Annotated in this window: 15 protein-coding genes and 3 tRNA genes; 11 read left to right on the forward strand and 7 right to left on the reverse strand. The window is 58.6% G+C overall.

Features of this window, described 5'->3' with window-relative positions; translation table 11 throughout:
• Positions 1–51: 51 nt before the first annotated feature.
• Positions 52–128, forward strand: a tRNA-Arg gene (locus HU742_RS06220).
• A gap of 72 nt (positions 129–200) precedes the next feature.
• Positions 201–277 (forward strand) — tRNA-Arg (locus tag HU742_RS06225).
• A 40-nt stretch (positions 278–317) separates the two neighbouring features.
• Here HU742_RS06225 and HU742_RS06230 read toward each other — a convergent pair.
• Positions 318–809 (reverse strand): cell envelope protein SmpA, encoded by a 492-nt coding sequence (locus HU742_RS06230; RefSeq protein ID WP_186643787.1) that lies wholly within the window; start codon positions 807–809, stop codon positions 318–320.
• A 323-nt stretch (positions 810–1,132) separates the two neighbouring features.
• Between HU742_RS06230 and mgtE the strand changes: the two genes are divergently transcribed.
• Entirely contained in the window at positions 1,133–2,575 is a 1,443-nt protein-coding gene (mgtE, locus tag HU742_RS06235; RefSeq protein ID WP_186635906.1) for a magnesium transporter, read from the forward strand.
• A 123-nt stretch (positions 2,576–2,698) separates the two neighbouring features.
• On the opposite strand, the gene HU742_RS06240 is transcribed toward mgtE, so the two are convergent.
• Positions 2,699–3,025 carry an Arc family DNA-binding protein gene (locus HU742_RS06240; RefSeq protein ID WP_186635909.1) on the reverse strand — a complete coding sequence of 109 codons (327 nt, stop codon included), beginning with the start codon at positions 3,023–3,025 and terminating at the stop codon, positions 2,699–2,701.
• Between the two features lie 529 nt (positions 3,026–3,554).
• Between HU742_RS06240 and HU742_RS06245 the strand changes: the two genes are divergently transcribed.
• From HU742_RS06245 to HU742_RS06265, 5 genes are all read left to right on the forward strand, one after another.
• Positions 3,555–3,631: transfer RNA gene (locus tag HU742_RS06245), tRNA-Arg, on the forward strand.
• Positions 3,632–3,851: 220 nt separating this feature from the next.
• The gene (locus HU742_RS06250; protein WP_186635912.1) at positions 3,852–5,459 is read left to right on the forward strand and encodes a tetratricopeptide repeat-containing response regulator; all 1,608 of its coding nucleotides are present in this window, start codon (positions 3,852–3,854) and stop codon (positions 5,457–5,459) included.
• Positions 5,452–6,144, forward strand: a complete 693-nt coding sequence (locus HU742_RS06255; RefSeq protein WP_186635915.1) for a sensor histidine kinase — start codon at positions 5,452–5,454, stop codon at positions 6,142–6,144. Before HU742_RS06250 ends, HU742_RS06255 begins: the two co-directional genes overlap by 8 nt.
• Before the next feature lie 245 nt (positions 6,145–6,389).
• Positions 6,390–7,631, forward strand: coding sequence for a glutamine synthetase family protein (locus HU742_RS06260; protein ID WP_186643789.1), 1,242 nt, complete (start codon positions 6,390–6,392; stop codon positions 7,629–7,631).
• 70 nt (positions 7,632–7,701) lie between these two features.
• Complete coding sequence (locus tag HU742_RS06265) at positions 7,702–9,063, forward strand: MFS transporter (protein WP_186643694.1); 1,362 nt, start codon at positions 7,702–7,704, stop codon at positions 9,061–9,063.
• Positions 9,064–9,125: 62 nt separating this feature from the next.
• Here the strand turns inward: HU742_RS06265 and HU742_RS06270 are convergent, their stop codons facing one another.
• From HU742_RS06270 to flgA, 4 genes are all read right to left on the reverse strand, one after another.
• Positions 9,126–9,872: a flagellar brake protein gene (locus tag HU742_RS06270; RefSeq protein ID WP_186643701.1), complete on the reverse strand. Its 747-nt coding sequence runs from the start codon at positions 9,870–9,872 to the stop codon at positions 9,126–9,128.
• A 92-nt stretch (positions 9,873–9,964) separates the two neighbouring features.
• Positions 9,965–10,432, reverse strand: a complete 468-nt coding sequence (locus HU742_RS06275) for a flagella synthesis protein FlgN (protein ID WP_186635924.1) — start codon at positions 10,430–10,432, stop codon at positions 9,965–9,967.
• 48 nt (positions 10,433–10,480) lie between these two features.
• The gene (gene flgM / locus HU742_RS06280; protein ID WP_186635927.1) at positions 10,481–10,795 is read right to left on the reverse strand and encodes a flagellar biosynthesis anti-sigma factor FlgM; all 315 of its coding nucleotides are present in this window, start codon (positions 10,793–10,795) and stop codon (positions 10,481–10,483) included.
• A 160-nt stretch (positions 10,796–10,955) separates the two neighbouring features.
• Positions 10,956–11,720: a flagellar basal body P-ring formation chaperone FlgA gene (gene flgA / locus HU742_RS06285; protein WP_186643703.1), complete on the reverse strand. Its 765-nt coding sequence runs from the start codon at positions 11,718–11,720 to the stop codon at positions 10,956–10,958.
• Positions 11,721–11,798: 78 nt separating this feature from the next.
• On the opposite strand from flgA, the gene HU742_RS06290 reads away from it, so the two are divergent.
• Positions 11,799–12,725 (forward strand): chemotaxis protein CheV, encoded by a 927-nt coding sequence (locus HU742_RS06290; RefSeq protein WP_186612250.1) that lies wholly within the window; start codon positions 11,799–11,801, stop codon positions 12,723–12,725.
• Positions 12,726–12,780: 55 nt separating this feature from the next.
• A complete protein-coding gene (gene cheR, locus HU742_RS06295) occupies positions 12,781–13,608 on the forward strand; it encodes a protein-glutamate O-methyltransferase CheR (RefSeq protein ID WP_186635932.1) in 828 nt (275 codons plus the stop codon).
• A gap of 23 nt (positions 13,609–13,631) precedes the next feature.
• Here cheR and dspII read toward each other — a convergent pair whose 3' ends face one another.
• Positions 13,632–14,744, reverse strand: a complete 1,113-nt coding sequence (gene dspII, locus HU742_RS06300) for an enoyl-CoA hydratase/isomerase DspII (RefSeq protein WP_186612248.1) — start codon at positions 14,742–14,744, stop codon at positions 13,632–13,634.
• A gap of 131 nt (positions 14,745–14,875) precedes the next feature.
• Here dspII and ung point away from each other — a divergent pair, with 131 nt between their 5' ends.
• The gene (gene ung / locus HU742_RS06305) at positions 14,876–15,568 is read left to right on the forward strand and encodes a uracil-DNA glycosylase (protein ID WP_186635938.1); all 693 of its coding nucleotides are present in this window, start codon (positions 14,876–14,878) and stop codon (positions 15,566–15,568) included.
• Positions 15,569–15,581: the final 13 nt, after the last annotated feature.

Genomic DNA, 15,581 nt, shown 5'->3' on the forward strand with positions numbered 1-15,581 from the left:
AAAAAGCGCTTTACAAAAAGATTCGGCGACCTATAATGCGCGGCAACAAATGCACTCGTAGCTCAGCTGGATAGAGTACTCGGCTACGAACCGAGCGGTCACAGGTTCGAATCCTGTCGAGTGCACCATTTAAGAGTTGCTTGCAGCAATGCAAATAACTTGGCTTCAACCAGTTGTGATCTGGTATAAAACCACAATCTGCACTCGTAGCTCAGCTGGATAGAGTACTCGGCTACGAACCGAGCGGTCACAGGTTCGAATCCTGTCGAGTGCACCAAACACCAAAAAGCCCGCGTTTAACGCGGGCTTTTTGCTGTCTACGATTTGCCTTTTACACAGCCTTTCTCATCGAATACAACTTCTGCACTGCGGCCTTTCTTCGCTTTGTAGGTATACCGCGTACTCGAATTCCGAATCTTGATCGTGTCGGGCTTGCCCAGCGCGCTGATGACGTCCTGCTGGCTCATGCCGGCGATGATGCGTTGGTTGATGATGGCTTCGCGGCGCTGGCCGGCGTTGATCAGATTCCCGCAGTTGTCTTCGAACTGGCCAACAATGGCCGGTTCCTTGCGCCTGGTTATGTTGCCGGATGTTTGACGGGGTTCCGCTTCGGGCAGCATCGGCTCGGCGTGGCTCGGCGTGAACGAATGAATCTGCTGCAGCGACAGGGTCTCGCCTGCTTCGCAACTCAAACTCGTAAACGTAACCTGCCCAGCGACGTTTTCGCAGCGGTGCACGGTTTGCCCGGTAGCCCATAAAGGCATACAGGGCAGGGCGGCGAGCAAAAACAGACAGTGACTTGGCGACATCATCCTGGCGTCCTCCTTGACGTTGAAATCAAAGGGTAGCCGCTGGGTTTCTGCCTAGGCATGTGTTTTCTTTTCAAGATAAGTCGTCGTAAATGCAGAGGTTCAGCCTGTGTCCAGGTTTGTCTCGCAAGCGCTTGTTCTTGCCATGATTTTTTAACGTTTTACAGCTTCAAGCGGTGTATGATTGCGCCCGTCAGCCCCGCCGGGGCTTTGGAATATCTTCATGGACTTACCCAGTAGTTACTCAATATCCCGTTTTGCCAATCATGAACTGACTGATTGATCCTTCCGGCGTGTTCCACTGCTGGGAGTGGAGTTCGCCTATGACCGAAGTAGAAGTAAAAAAAACGCAGGAAAGCCTTCAGGATCGCCTCGCTCAAGTCGTTGAGCTGCTGCATCGCCAGCGGGTCGTCGAAGACCTGACGCATCGCCAGGAAGGCCCTCACTCCGACCGGGTCGGGAACCTGGTCCACCGGCAGAATCTCGTCGAGTTGCAGCGCAAGCTCGATGACCTGCACTCGGCCGACGTCGCCTACATCCTTGAAGCCTTGCCACTGGAAGAGCGTCTGACGGTCTGGCAACTGGTCCAGGCTGATCGCGACGGTGACATTCTGCTCGAAGTGTCCGACTCGGTCCGTGAGACCCTGATCGCCGACATGGATGATCACGAGTTGCTGGCTGCCGCGAAGGAGATGGACGCCGACGAACTCGCCGACCTTGCCCCCGAACTGCCGCGCGACGTTGTCCATGAGCTGATGGAAGCCCTCGATGGCCAGCAGCGTGAGCGTGTGCGCTCGGCGTTGTCCTACGACGAGGAGCAGGTCGGTGCGCTGATGGACTTCGAGATGGTGACCATCCGCGAAGACGTCAGCCTTGAAGTGGTCTTGCGCTACCTGCGTCGCCTCAAGGAGCTGCCGGGGCATACCGATAAACTCTTCGTGGTCGATTACGACGGCGTGCTCAAGGGCGTGCTGCCCATCAAGCGCTTGCTCGTCAATGATCCAGAGAAGCAAGTGGCCGAGGTCATGGCCAGCGATCCGGTGAGTTTCCACCCGGACGAAAATGGCTACGATGCCGCCCAGGCGTTCGAGCGTTATGACTTGATTTCCGCGCCGGTGGTGGACAAGAACGGCAAGCTGATCGGCCGTCTCACCATCGATGAAATGGTTGACCTGATCCGTGAGGAAAGCGAAAGCGAAGTCCTCAGCATGGCCGGTCTGCGCGAAGAAGAAGATATTTTCGCCTCGGTCTGGAAATCCCTGCGTAACCGTTGGGCCTGGCTGGCGGTCAATCTGATTACGGCTTTTGTCGCTTCCCGCGTCATCGGCCTGTTCGAAGGCTCCATCGAGAAGCTGGTGGCGCTCGCGGCGTTGATGCCGATCGTTGCCGGTATCGGCGGTAATTCCGGCAACCAGACCATTACCATGATCGTTCGCGCCATGGCGCTGGACCAGGTCAGCACCGGCAATACCTCGCGATTGATGCGCAAGGAATTGGCAGTGTCCTTGATCAACGGCGTGGTCTGGGGTGGGGTGATCGGCGTGGTGGCGTATCTGCTATATGGCAGCTGGTCGCTTGGCGTGGTCATGACTGCCGCGATGACGCTCAACCTGCTGTTGGCCGCGCTGATGGGAGTATTGATCCCGATGACCTTGGCCCGTCTGGGGCGCGACCCGGCAATGGGGGCCAGTGTGATGATTACCGCCGTGACGGACAGTGGCGGTTTCTTTATCTTCTTGGGTTTGGCGACGATCTTCCTGCTCTGAGCACCTCATAAAAGAAGCCCGCCTGATTGGCGGGTTTTTTCTGGGCGATGACTTTGCAATCAGATGCCGGATCCAAGGCAAAAAAAAGCCAGCACAAGGCTGGCTTTAATGTCTGGGCTGCGATCAGGACGCGTCTGCGGCCATTTCGACGTCGTGGGCAATCAGCGAAACGAGGGCGTTTTGCTGGCGATGGGAGAGTTGTCGGAAGCGTTGAAGCAACTCGCGCTCATGCAACGACAGCTCCGGGCTGTCCAGGCGCATGCTCAGCTCTTCACCCAAGGCACCTTCCTGAATCAGGCTTTGCTCTAGGCGCGCGATGATTTCGGAGTTCATGCTGCGGTGATGATTACGAGCCACCTCGGCAATGCGTTCCCGCATTCCGTCTGGCAGACGTACGACGAACTTGTCAGCCGTACGGCTGGAATAAATTGCCTGTTTCATTGGGCGCATATTTATTTAACCGGTTAGTTCAGGGGAGCGGTTCTCGGGATTGGCCGCAGGATGTCGATAGGACAAGGTCTGCAGCCAAATGTTCAACCTGAATTGTTAAGAGGCCCGCATCATGCCTCAAAATTGCCAGATCATTGGCGCCAATTCTGTGACAAATTCTGATCCGCGTAAAGGCGTTATGCCAGTACCCTTCGTCAAAAAATGCGGACTGGTTTGAAAAAACACACAGGTTCCGCATTTGTGACCACTGCATCGTGTCGTTGTGCCATACCGTTGGGCGGATAACCGGTACGGAGCGAAACCTCTGCCGTCCTTGTTCTTTATAGGATAGTGGCAAATGGCCGATTTACTAGGCCGGGATGCTTTGGCGCGGATGAATGGCGGCCGAATTCTCCAGGGACGCGGTCGCTGCGCGTACCGAGCCGCACCATTTGCCTACACTTAAAAAACATGGACGACATGACAAACGCAGGGCTGGCCGTTAACATGCTCGCCGTCCAACGCACCGCGTTTCTCGCGGTCGACTTGTGTCTCAGTAGCTCAATTGGATAGAGCATCCCCCTCCTAAGGGGAAGGTTGGCAGTTCGAACCTGCCCTGGGACACCATATTTTCTGCCCCGCCCTGCAAGTCTCTCTCGATCCCCTTAACGGAACGCCAACCGCTGCCGATAACCCGATGAGCCGGTTTTCGTGACGCCCCGAGGTTCTGGATTGGCTCGCGATGTGCGCTGCGAGTGTCTATCCTCTGCGCGCGTCGCCGGGCTGCGGGGCGGTGTTTCATCGTTTTGCCGTTGAGTTCATCTTCTTATTTGCCTGGACATCCTCGATGCTCGCGTACCACCAAAAAAGTTTTCTGATCGTCGATGATTTCTCGGATTTCCGCAGTTCCGTCCGGTCTATGTTGCGTGAGCTGGGCGTCAAGGACGTGGATACCGCCGACACCGGTGAGGTGGCGCTGCGCATGTGCTCGCAAAAGCGCTATGACTTTATTCTGCAGGACTATCACCTGGGCGACGGCCGCAAGAATGGCCAGCAAGTGCTGGAAGACCTGATGGTCGAAAAGCTCATCAGCCATGAAAGCGTGTTCCTCATGGTGACTGCCGAAAGCAGCCAGGCGATGGTGCTCAGTGCCCTGGAGCATGAGCCCGATGCGTACCTGACCAAACCGTTCAATCGTTCCGGCCTGGCCCAGCGCCTGGAGCGCCTGGAGCAGCGCAAGACGCTGCTCAAACCGATCCTGCAAGCCCTTGATCGTGGCAAGCCGATGGAAGTGCTCAACGCCTGCATCGCGCTGTGCAAGCAGGATCCGCGCTACGGACCGTTGTGCCTGCGCTATCGAGCCGATGCGTTGCGTGACTTGAATCAGAACGAAGCGCTGGAGCGCCTATACAACACCATTCTTGCGGACCGCCCATTGCCATGGGCGTACGCGGGCCTGGGAAAATTGTTGTTCAAGCGCGGTCAGGTCCTTCAGGCCAAGGACGTTTATCAGAAGGCTCTGAAAGTATTCCCGATGATGCCGGCCTTATATGACGGCATGGCTGAAGTGCTGGTGGCCGAAGGCGATACGAAACAGGCGCAACACGTATTGGAAGAAGCGGTTCGCTTGTCACCGCTGGCGGTGCGCCGGCAATCGTTGCTGGGCAAGCTGGCAATGACCAATGAAGACTACGAGACCGCCTCGAAAGCCTATCGCCAGGCGGTCGGGCAGGGTGCGCAGTCGCGCTTCAAGGATCCGGAAAGCAATCTCGGCCTGGCCCACGCGTTGATCAGCAAGGGTAGCGAGAAAGGCCTGGACACGCGTACCCGGCTGGAAATCAACACGACGCTCAGCGCCGTGGCGAAGGATAATCCCAGCGATCCGGGGTTACAGGTTCGGGCCCGCTTGATGAAGGCCACGAGTCTGCTGCTCAACGATGCCGAAACCGCCGAGAAGCTGACCGAGCAGGCCTTGCAGCGTCTCGACGGCATGGAACAGTTCATGAGCGCCGAAGCCGCTTTGCTGGTTGCCAAGCAGTTGCAGATGCTTGGGCAGACCAGCGCCGGCGAGTCGATGCTCAAGAACTGCGCGGAAATTTATGGCGATGACCCAGCCGTGATGCAGGGTATCGCCAAGCTCACCGATGACCCCAACATCCTCAACCAGGGCAACGCCGCCGCCGAGCTGAACCGCGAAGGTGTGCGCGTCTACAAGACCGGCGCGTTGCCTGAGGCGCGAGAGCTGTTCCGTCGTGCCCTGAAGATGCAGCCCAAAAACATCAGTATTGCCCTGAACATGGCGCAGTCGTTGTTGCACGGCACCGATACCAGCGTGGAATCGGAGCTGCTGCAGGAATGCCGCGCCTGCCTGAAACTGGTGGGCATGATGCCCGACACCGATGCGCGTCATGCGCGTTATCAGAAACTGCGAAGCAAGGCATTTGGCGATGAATGACAGCGAACAGGCGCTCGATTTTTCCACGGTGATCGCGTCTACCGTGCACGACATGAAAAACTCCCTGACCTTGCTCATGCAGGCTCATACGCAATGGCTCGAGCGTTTGCCGGAACCTGATCGGCAGACGTCGGAGCAGGGCGTGATGGAGTTCGAATTCGCCCATCTCAATGGCTTGCTGGTGCAACTGCTGGGGTTGTACAAACTCGGCGTCAATCAGTTGCCGCTGCATCCGGCCTATCACGAGCTGGATGATTTCATCGAAGCGCAACTGGCCGGCCATCAGGACGTGTTCCGCAGTCGCGGGATCATGGCCACTTATGAAGTCGATCCGCTGAGCCCGCTGGGTTTCTTCGATCGCGAGTTGATTGCTTCGGTGCTCGATAACATGATCAACAACGCCATTCGCCACGCTCGGCAGACCGTGTTGATCAGCGTGAGCGATGAGGCCGGGCAACTAGTCCTGACCATCAATGACGACGGTGAAGGTTATCCGCCCGAAATGATCGAGCGTCAGGCCGAATACGTCCAGGGCATCAACCACAGCAGTGGCAGCACCGGGCTGGGCCTGTATTTCGCGGCGAGAATTGCCGGGCTGCATCAGCGTGGCGGTTTGAGCGGGCGTACCGAAATTGCCAATGGCGGTGTGCTGGGTGGCGGAGTGTTCAGGCTTTACTTGCCTTGAGCCCGTTGCGCCAATAGCGCCGGCGATGCGCATCGTCTCTAAGCGCCGGTGTTTATTGTTTTCAGGCGCTTGATATTCCGAACAGCTGGAGCCTATTTTGTACGGGTTGCCGTTCGCGGCTCGCACATAACAAGGATTGCGTCATGACGACCGATGGCCAGCGTTCACTCGCGCAGCGACTGACCGGCATTGATGAGATTGAATGTGTCACGCCGGATTTGAATGGCGTGCCCAGGGGCAAGGTAATGACCGCCGAGGGCTTTTTGGAGGGCCGGCGGTTGCAGATGGCGCGAGGCGTGCTGCTGCAATGCATCATGGGCGGTTATCCGCCGTCGCGTTTTTACGGTAGCGACGATGGCGACCTGGCGCTGGTCGCTGATCCAGAGCAGGTCCATCGCCTGCCGTGGAGCCAGTCGCCGCGTGCCTTGGCTATTTGCGACGCCGATGAGCTGACCGGCGAAAGCTCGCGACTCTCCACACGTGGCCAGCTCAAAGCGGTGATCGCCCGGTATGCCGCCCGCGGCTTGGCGCCGGTGGTGGCTACCGAGTTGGAATTTTTCGTGTTCGCACCCAACCCGGACCCCACCCAGCCATTCCTGCCGCCGGTGGGGCTCGATGGCCGCCGCGAAGACGGCCAGTCCGCGTTCAGCGTGAGTTCCAACAACGGCTTGCGCCCGTTTTTCAACGAAGTCTACGCATGCATGGCGGCGCTGGGATTGCCCCGCGATACCTTCATGCATGAAATGGGCGTGAGCCAGTTCGAGATCAATCTGCTCCATGGCGATCCGTTGTTGCTCGCCGACCAGACGTTCCTGTTCAAGCACCTGCTCAAGGAAGTCGCCCTCAAGCACGGCCTGACCGTGGTCTGCATGGCCAAGCCCCTGGCCCATACGCCGGGCAGCTCGATGCATATCCATCAGAGCGTGGTCGAACTGGGCAGCGGTCGTAATGTGTTCAGCGACGAGGCGGGCGAGCCGACGGCAGCTTTCCGGCACTTCATTGGCGGGCAGCAGGCCGGCATGGCGGATTTCACCGCGCTGTTCGCACCGAACGTGAACTCCTACCATCGGTTGTGCCATCCATTCGCCTCGCCAAACAACGCGTGCTGGTCCCATGACAATCGTTCCGCCGGGTTGCGCATCCCCGCCAGTGCGCCGCAGGCCCGACGGGTCGAGAACCGCTTGCCGGGTGCCGACGCCAACCCTTACCTGGCGATTGCCGCGAGCTTGGCGGCGGGCCTCCATGGCATCGAAAACCAACTTGAGCCGAGCGCTGTGATCCAAGGCGAATTCGAGGTGCCGGATAATTTGTCCCTGCCGTGTACCTTGCACGCGGCCCTCGAACGTCTCAAGCGTAGCCAGTTGGCGAAGGAACTGTTCGGTGCCGAGTTCATCGAAGGTTACATCGCTTCGAAGACCATGGAACTGACCAGCTTCTTTGACGAAATCACTCCCTGGGAGCGGCGTGTCCTAGCGGCCCAGGCATAACGAACCGTTGCATTCGGGCTACCTTCAATAGATAGCCCTCACTCACCTCAAGGAGCCGCTCGGAACGCCGATGCGCCAAATCTGGAAACCTTTTCGAGCGCTTTATTTTTCCTCGCTGATGATGCTCATCGGCTCGGGCCTCCTGAGTACTTACCTGGCCTTGCGCCTGGCCGCCGACCACGTCGACAGCCTATGGGTCGGTGCGCTGATGGCCGCCAACTATTTCGGCCTGGTGCTGGGCGGCAAGATCGGTCACCGACTGATTGCCCGCGTCGGGCATATTCGCGCCTATTCGGCCTGCGCCGGAATCGTCGGCGCGGCGGTATTGGGCCACGGCCTGATAAATTGGCTGCCGGCCTGGATCGTGCTGCGGATGATTGTTGGCCTGGGCATGATGTGCCAGTACATGGTCATCGAGAGTTGGCTCAACGAGCAGGCCGAGGCCAAGCAGCGCGGGGTGGTGTTCAGCGGCTACATGATCGCCTCGTACCTGGGGCTGGTGCTGGGGCAATTGATTCTGGTCATGCACCCGGCCCTTGGGTTGGAACTGCTGATGCTGGTGGCCTTGTGCTTCGCCCTGTGCCTGGTGCCGGTGGCGCTGACCCAGCGGATTCACCCGGCACCCTTGCATCCGGCGCCGATGGAGCCGCGTTTCTTTATCAAGCGCGTGCCGCAATCGTTGACCACGGTCCTGGGCTCCGGGCTGATCGTCGGCTCCTTCTACGGCCTGGCGCCGCTGTACGCTTCTCAGCAGGGCTTGAGCACAGAACAGGTCGGTCTGTTCATGGGTAGCTGCATTTTTGCCGGGCTGCTGGTGCAATGGCCGCTGGGCTGGCTATCGGATCGTTACGACAGGGCGCTGTTGATCCGCTGCTTCGCGTTGATCCTTGTGGTGTGCGCGCTGCCGTTGGCGATCCTGCCGAAGGTGCCGCTGGAAGTGTTGTTCGTGGCGGGGTTCTTCTGTTCCCTGGTGCAGTTTTGCCTGTATCCATTAGCGGTGGCGTTCTCCAACGACCATGTCGAAGGTGATCGTCGGGTGTCGCTGACGGCCATGTTGCTGGTGACCTACGGCGTTGGCGCCAGTATTGGCCCGCTGGTGGCCGGGGTGCTGATGAAGTTGTATGGCAGCCAGATGCTCTACGGCTTTTTCGCCTTGTTTGCGTTGATCCTGGTGTGGCGGATCCGGCCGAAAGCGGTAACCAATCTGCATCAGGTCGACGATGCGCCGCTGCACCATGTGGCCATGCCGGACAACATGACCAGTTCACCCTTGGTGGCGTGCCTCGATCCGCGGGTCGACGAGCAGGTTGTGCAGGAGCAGATGCAGACGTCACCCAATCCGGACGTCGAGCCCGAGCCGGAATTGGAGCCGGTCATCGAAGGGGCCGACGATGAACCTCCACCCTCCGATTTCACTCGGGCAAGGCCTTGAGCCTGGCATAAAAAACGGGCAATCCCTCGTGAGGATTGCCCGTTTTTTCATGCGTGCGAAAATCAGAAATCGTCTTTATCGAACCGACGGGCTTCACGCTGCAATTGATACACGAAACGCTCGACCTGACGCTGTACCAAGCCGCTGATATTGTGAAAGCGAACACCGGCAAAAGTGGTATTGATCCGCTCTTCAAAATGCAGATAGCGCAGTTCCACCGGCGCGGTCATGTTGCCGAAAGGCAAGGCGGCGATAAAACGCTCGTAGACTTGACCCAGTTGCAGCCGTTCGGTGATGTCGCCATCGAAGCGTAGCTTGCAGCCGGTCGCGGAGATATCCAGCAACTTGCCGTTCACCGGAGACTTCAGCTTGTCGCCCCCCAACTCCACGTTCACCAGCTGCGCCAGTTTCAGGGCGGCGCGGAAGGCATTGCGACGTTGGTGATAAACCACTTCATCAGGCAGGGCGCCGCGATAGCAGCGTCCGTCTTTGGACTCCTGGATGGTCAGCACACCGTTGCCTTCCCACGCGATGCGCACGCCATCATGGAAACCCTCGACTCGAAACGGCTCGCCCGCCAGCAGGAAACGCTCGCCGTCACGGGGGATCATTTCATCCAGGGCCAGGGTATTGCTTTCGCGGTCGACATCCACCAGATAGCTCTGGAAACGCTGGCTGCGCTCATGGAAGGTGATGATCAACGGGTCATGGCTGTCTTGCAGCATCCGCAGGTTGCCGGAGATTTCCAGAGGGGTGCTGAGGACCTTCGGTGGCTGCGGAGCATCATCCGCGTTTGAGGCATTGAACACGGTGGGTCAATCTCCAGGCAAAATACGACTACAAAGAGCCAGCATTTTGCCAGCATGTAGCGCGCGTTGATAGTGCGCAGGCATCGTTCCCTTCATGCCTGGCTGAGCGGGCGGTGCTTGACCAGTTTTGCGGTCGAACCGCGAGCGTCATAAAGCGTAGGGATTTCGCCACCATTGAGGATGCGCAACTGGTTGGCCGTAGCGGCCTGCTGCATCTGGATGGATTGACCGATTCGAGCGTTGGCGGCCTGGCACTGGCTGAGCAAGTCAGTGAGCGCTGCGCTCTGGGATAACAGCTGATCGCCAATCGATGATTGACTCGCCAACTGCTCAAGGCCGCTATTGTCGGCGGGCAGGTTGAGGCTGGCGAGAATCTCGCTGCGCTTGCGGCCATGCTGATCGAGCAAAATGATCAATGCCTGTTTCTGCGCCAGAATATTTTCCAGCAGGGGCATGTCGCGACCGTGCAGTGCCAGGGATTCGGTCTGCAGCAGCTCCAGCAATTGTTGCGCTGGAGCGAAGTCGTCGTTGATCAGTTGCAATAAATGAGTGTCGTGCATGGCTGGCCTTGGGTCTTAAGCGTCCAAAAGCCTGGCGCAGGCGGCGGCCTAGCGCTGGGCTTCGAAATTGAGCAGTTTGCTGGCTACACGGTTGCTGTCGACTTGGTAGCTGCCATCGGCGATTGCTGCTTTCAACTGCGCCACGCGGGCGTTGTCGACGACAGGTTGATCGCGCAGCTTATCCGTGACCTTTTGCAACTGCTGAGCCTCATTGCTGAGGTGTACCGACTCCCCGTTGCTGACAGTAGAAGCTTTTTCGGCTGGCTTGGATTTGTCGGTTTCGACGGTTTCCTTGCTGGCGCTGGTACGGGTGGTGCCTGTCGTGGGCGAAGAGCTGTTTAGACGGTTGAAATCGATGACCATGGTAAAAAACCTCTGGGTATTTGGACGCTTGCCATGTTTTCGGCCATTCCCAAATAAACTTTAGGCTCATTTATCAAATGAACGTGCGCACATCTGCGCTTGCCTTTGCGTAGGCACAGTCTAGGGAACACCGAGGTCAAGCGCCAGCCTGTCACCCTCCTTACATAGCCACTTCCACTTGGCCCGGCGCGGTCACTTGCGCCTTGATGACCCGCTGGGAGTTGAGGTTTTTCACTCGAATCTGTTCACGCATGCCGCCGTTGGACAGGGCTTCGCCGGGCATCCGCACGGCCAGGGTGCCGCTGCGCGCGGTGATCACGACCTGATCGCCCTTGCGGACCACTTCGGCTTGTTCCAGGTGCACGAGGGTAACGACCTGATCAGCGACCATTGGTCGGACAAGTTTCTGCCCGATGGCCTGATCGACGGAGGTCAGGAAACCCTGGGTAATCTGGCTGACATCACGTTCACGCAGCACCACATCCTGAGGCTCGACAATCCCGGCACGCTTGAGCGGGCGAGTGGTGGTGACAATCTCCCGAAACAGGCGCACTTGAGCGGGCACGAACACCGTCCAGGGCGCGGCACTGTCACAACGAACCTTCACTGTGACGCGGCCCAGGGGCCTGGCTGGGCTCTCCAGCGAGGCAGTCAATTCCTTGTCGCACATCGGCATCCGCATGCGCGGGTCGAGCTGGTTGACTTCGATCTCGTAACGACCTTCGGTTTGAGTGGTTGCCAGATAGTCTTCTACGGTGAACTCAAGAAAGCCCTGAGTGACGCCGATAAGGAGATCAGGCAAGGTTACCGCAGCAGCACCGAGGGCAGGACCGCCCGAAGCGAGCAGGCAGGCAGCCAGCAACGCACCGAGCCAGTGGCGGCAGTGAGTGGTCAGGCGTCGAGAAAATGTCGTTTGTGCGTTCATGCCGGTTCAATAGCAAGCCCCGTGCCGTTTAGTGATGAATGCGCGTCGGACACATTAGCGTTAGGTAGGAGTCAGGGCATGGCGGGAGTGATGGATTCGGTAAACCAGCGCACACAGCTGGTCGGTCAGAATCGCCTGGAGCTGTTGTTGTTCCGTCTCGATGGCCAACAACTGTATGGGATCAACGTATTCAAGGTCCGCGAAGTGCTGCAATGCCCTAAGCTGACGTTGATGCCGAAGTCCAGTCCCGTCGTGTGCGGTGTGGCGAATATCCGGGGAGCGACCATCCCGATTCTCGATCTGGCAATGGCAACCGGTTCCGGCCGGCTGCTGGACCAGAGCAACCCATTCGTGATCATCACCGAGTACAACACCAAGACCCAAGGGTTTCTGGTGCGATCGGTGGAGCGCATCGTCAACATGAACTGGGAGGAGATCCACCCGCCACCCAAGGGCACTGGCCGCGACCACTACCTGACGGCGGTGACGCGAGTCGACAACCAGCTGGTGGAAATCATCGACGTGGAGAAGATCCTCGCCGAAGTGGCGCCGACCCCAGAGGCGATTTCGGTCGGTGTAGTGGATGCAGAGACCCAGCACAAGGCGATTTCGCTGCGTGTGCTGACCGTCGACGATTCATCGGTGGCACGCAAGCAGGTCACCCGTTGTCTACAAACGATCGGCGTCGAAGTGGTCGCCCTGAACGACGGACGGCAAGCGCTGGATTACCTGCGCAAGCTGGTCGAGGAAGGCAAGAAACCGGAAGAAGAATTCCTGATGATGATCTCCGATATCGAGATGCCGGAGATGGACGGGTACACGCTGACATCGGAGATCCGCAGCGACCCGCGTATGCAAAAGCTGCACATCATCTTGCATACTTCATTGTCCGGGGTGTTCAACCAGGCGATGGTCAAGAAGGTCGGTGCCGATGATTTCCTGGCCAAGTTCCGACCCGATGACCTGGCTTCCCGGGTGGTCGAACGCATCAAGTCAGCAGGTTAAAAGGTCGGGCGCGTTGTGCGCCCGGCAAGTCAATACAGTGAAAAGAGGCGGTATTTTGTCTACGGGTAATTTGGATTTCGAACAGTTCCGGGTCTTCCTGGAAAAAGCCTGTGGCATCTTGCTTGGTGAAAACAAGCAATACCTGGTGTCTAGCCGTCTCAATAAATTGATGGAACAGCAGGGCATCAAATCATTGGGCGAACTGGTCCAGCGTATCCAGACCCAGCCGCGCAGCGGTTTGCGCGAGATGGTGGTGGACGCCATGACCACCAACGAAACCCTGTGGTTTCGTGATACCTATCCCTTCGAAGTATTGAAGAACAGGGTTTTGCCGGCGGCCATCAAGGCCAGCCCGGGCCAACGCTTGCGTATCTGGTCGGCGGCCTGTTCGTCGGGGCAGGAGCCTTATTCGCTGTCGATGTCCATCGACGAGTTCGAAAGGACGAACCTCGGCCAGTTGAAAATGGGCGTACAAATCGTCGCCACCGATCTGTCGGGGACTATGCTCAACAATTGCAAGACCGGCGAGTACGACAGCCTGGCCATTGGCCGTGGCCTGTCGCCTGATCGCTTGCAACGTTACTTCGACCCGAAAGGGCCAGGCAAATGGGTGGTCAAGGCGCCCATCAAGAGCCGAGTGGAGTTCCGCTCGTTCAACCTGCTCGACAGCTACGCCAGCCTGGGCAAGTTCGACATCGTGTTCTGCCGCAACGTGTTGATCTATTTCTCCGCTGAAGTGAAGAAGGACATCCTGCTGCGTATCCACAGCACCCTGAAGCCGGGCGGCTATCTGTTCCTTGGCGCGTCCGAGGCATTGAACGGCTTGCCGGATCATTACCAGATGGTTCAGTGCAGCCCTGGGATCATCTATCAGGCGAAGTGATGGGTGTGCTGCGGGTCGGCCGTTTACTCGTTGGATAAATCCGCCAATGGATGGCGCCCCTCCCATGCCTTGTGGAAATGCGCCTCTACTGCCGCTTCGGGCACATGGTTGATGTCAGGCCAGTGCCAGCGGGGTTTGTGATCCTTGTCGATCAACCGCGCCCGTACGCCTTCGCTGAATTCCGGATGACGGCAGCAGTTCAGGCTCAGGGTGTATTCCATGCGGAACACTCCAGCCAACGACAGATGGCGCGCGCGGCTGATCTGCTCCCAGACCAGGTGCGCCGTCAGCGGCGAGCCTTCGGTCATGGTCTTGGCCGCCCGGGCGATCAGCGGATCCGGATGGTCCAGCAGCAAGCTGAGGGCTTTCCAGGCGCAGCGCACATCACTGACGTCCAGCCATTCGTCGATTTTCTGCCGGCGCGGCAACCATTGCGCATCCGGTAACTGGCCGACGGCTTCCTGCTCCAGCGCCTTGAGCAGGCTGTTGAGCTGCATCTCGGTTTGCTCCTGCCAGTTGAGCTGCAGAAGACCCTCGATCAAATCGTCCTGTTGCTCATCAAGCAGAAAGCGGTCGGCCAGGCCCAAGTCAATCGCATCCCGGGCGTTCATGTGGGCGCCGGTCAGGCCGAGAAACAGGCCAAGCTTGCCGGGCAGGCGCGACAGGAACCAGCTGGCGCCTACATCTGGATATAAGCCGATGCTGATTTCCGGCATGGCCAGGCGACTGCTTGGCGTGACGATCCGCGTACTGGCGCCTTGCAGCAGACCCATGCCGCCGCCAAGCACATAGCCATGACCCCAGCACAACAAGGGCTTGGGGTAGGTGTGCAGATTGAAATCCAGCCGGTATTCCGCCGCGAAAAACTGCGCAGCCAGGGGCGGCACTTCGCCGGGTTGGGCGCGGCAGGCTTCCACCAGGCTACGGACCTCGCCGCCGGCGCAGAAGGCCTTGGCGCCGTTGCCGCGCAGCAATACACAGACCACCTGCGGCTCCCTGGCCCAGGCGTCGAGGCGATCACGCAAGGCGTTGATCATGGGCAGGGACAGGGCGTTCAAGGATTTCTCGGCGTCCAGGGTGGCGATGCCCAGACGCGCTCCGTTGATGCCGGTGAGTTCTTCGAAGTGCAGATTCATCGTGACCTCGATCAGAAAATTGAATGATCAGTATGACCGCTGTGTGGGAAAGTGCCGGACCAGCGTCAGATCAATTGACAAGCCCTGTAGGCTTTCCTAGGGTGCGCCCATTGTTTTTTTCGAGTGCAACCATGACTGCCGACGATCGTATCAAACTCGAACCGAGCTGGAAGCAGGCACTGCGTGCCGAGTTCGACCAGCCCTACATGACCGAGTTGCGCGAGTTCCTGCGCGGGGAATATGCGGCGGGCAAGGAGATTTATCCACCGGCCCCGCTGATCTTCAATGCGCTCAATTCCACGCCGCTGGACGAGGTCAAGGTGGTGATACTGGGCCAGGATCCGTATCACGGTCCGGGCCAGGCCCACGGCCTATGCTTTTCAGTACAGCCGGGCGTGCCGACACCGCCGTCGCTGGTAAACATCTACAAGGAATTGAAGCGCGACCTGAACATCGACATTCCCAACCATGGCTATTTGCAGCATTGGGCTGACCAAGGCGTGTTGCTACTCAACACTACCCTGACCGTGGAACGCGCCAACGCCAATGCCCACGCCAAAAAAGGCTGGCAGCACTTTACCGATAAGGTCATCGAGGTGGTCAGCGAGCACCAGCCTCACTCGGTGTTCCTGCTGTGGGGCGCTCATGCGCAGAGCAAGCAGAAGCTGATCGATGCGACCAAACACCTGGTATTGACCTCGGTCCACCCGTCACCGCTGTCGGCCCATCGAGGCTTCATCGGCTGCGGGCATTTCAGCCGGACCAACAAGTTTCTCGAACAAAATGGTGAGAAGCCGATCGACTGGCGATTGCCGCCGGTCTGAGTGGCAGGCGGAA

The organism is Pseudomonas marvdashtae (genome assembly GCF_014268655.2).
Taxonomy (GTDB): Bacteria; Pseudomonadota; Gammaproteobacteria; order Pseudomonadales; family Pseudomonadaceae; genus Aquipseudomonas; species Aquipseudomonas marvdashtae.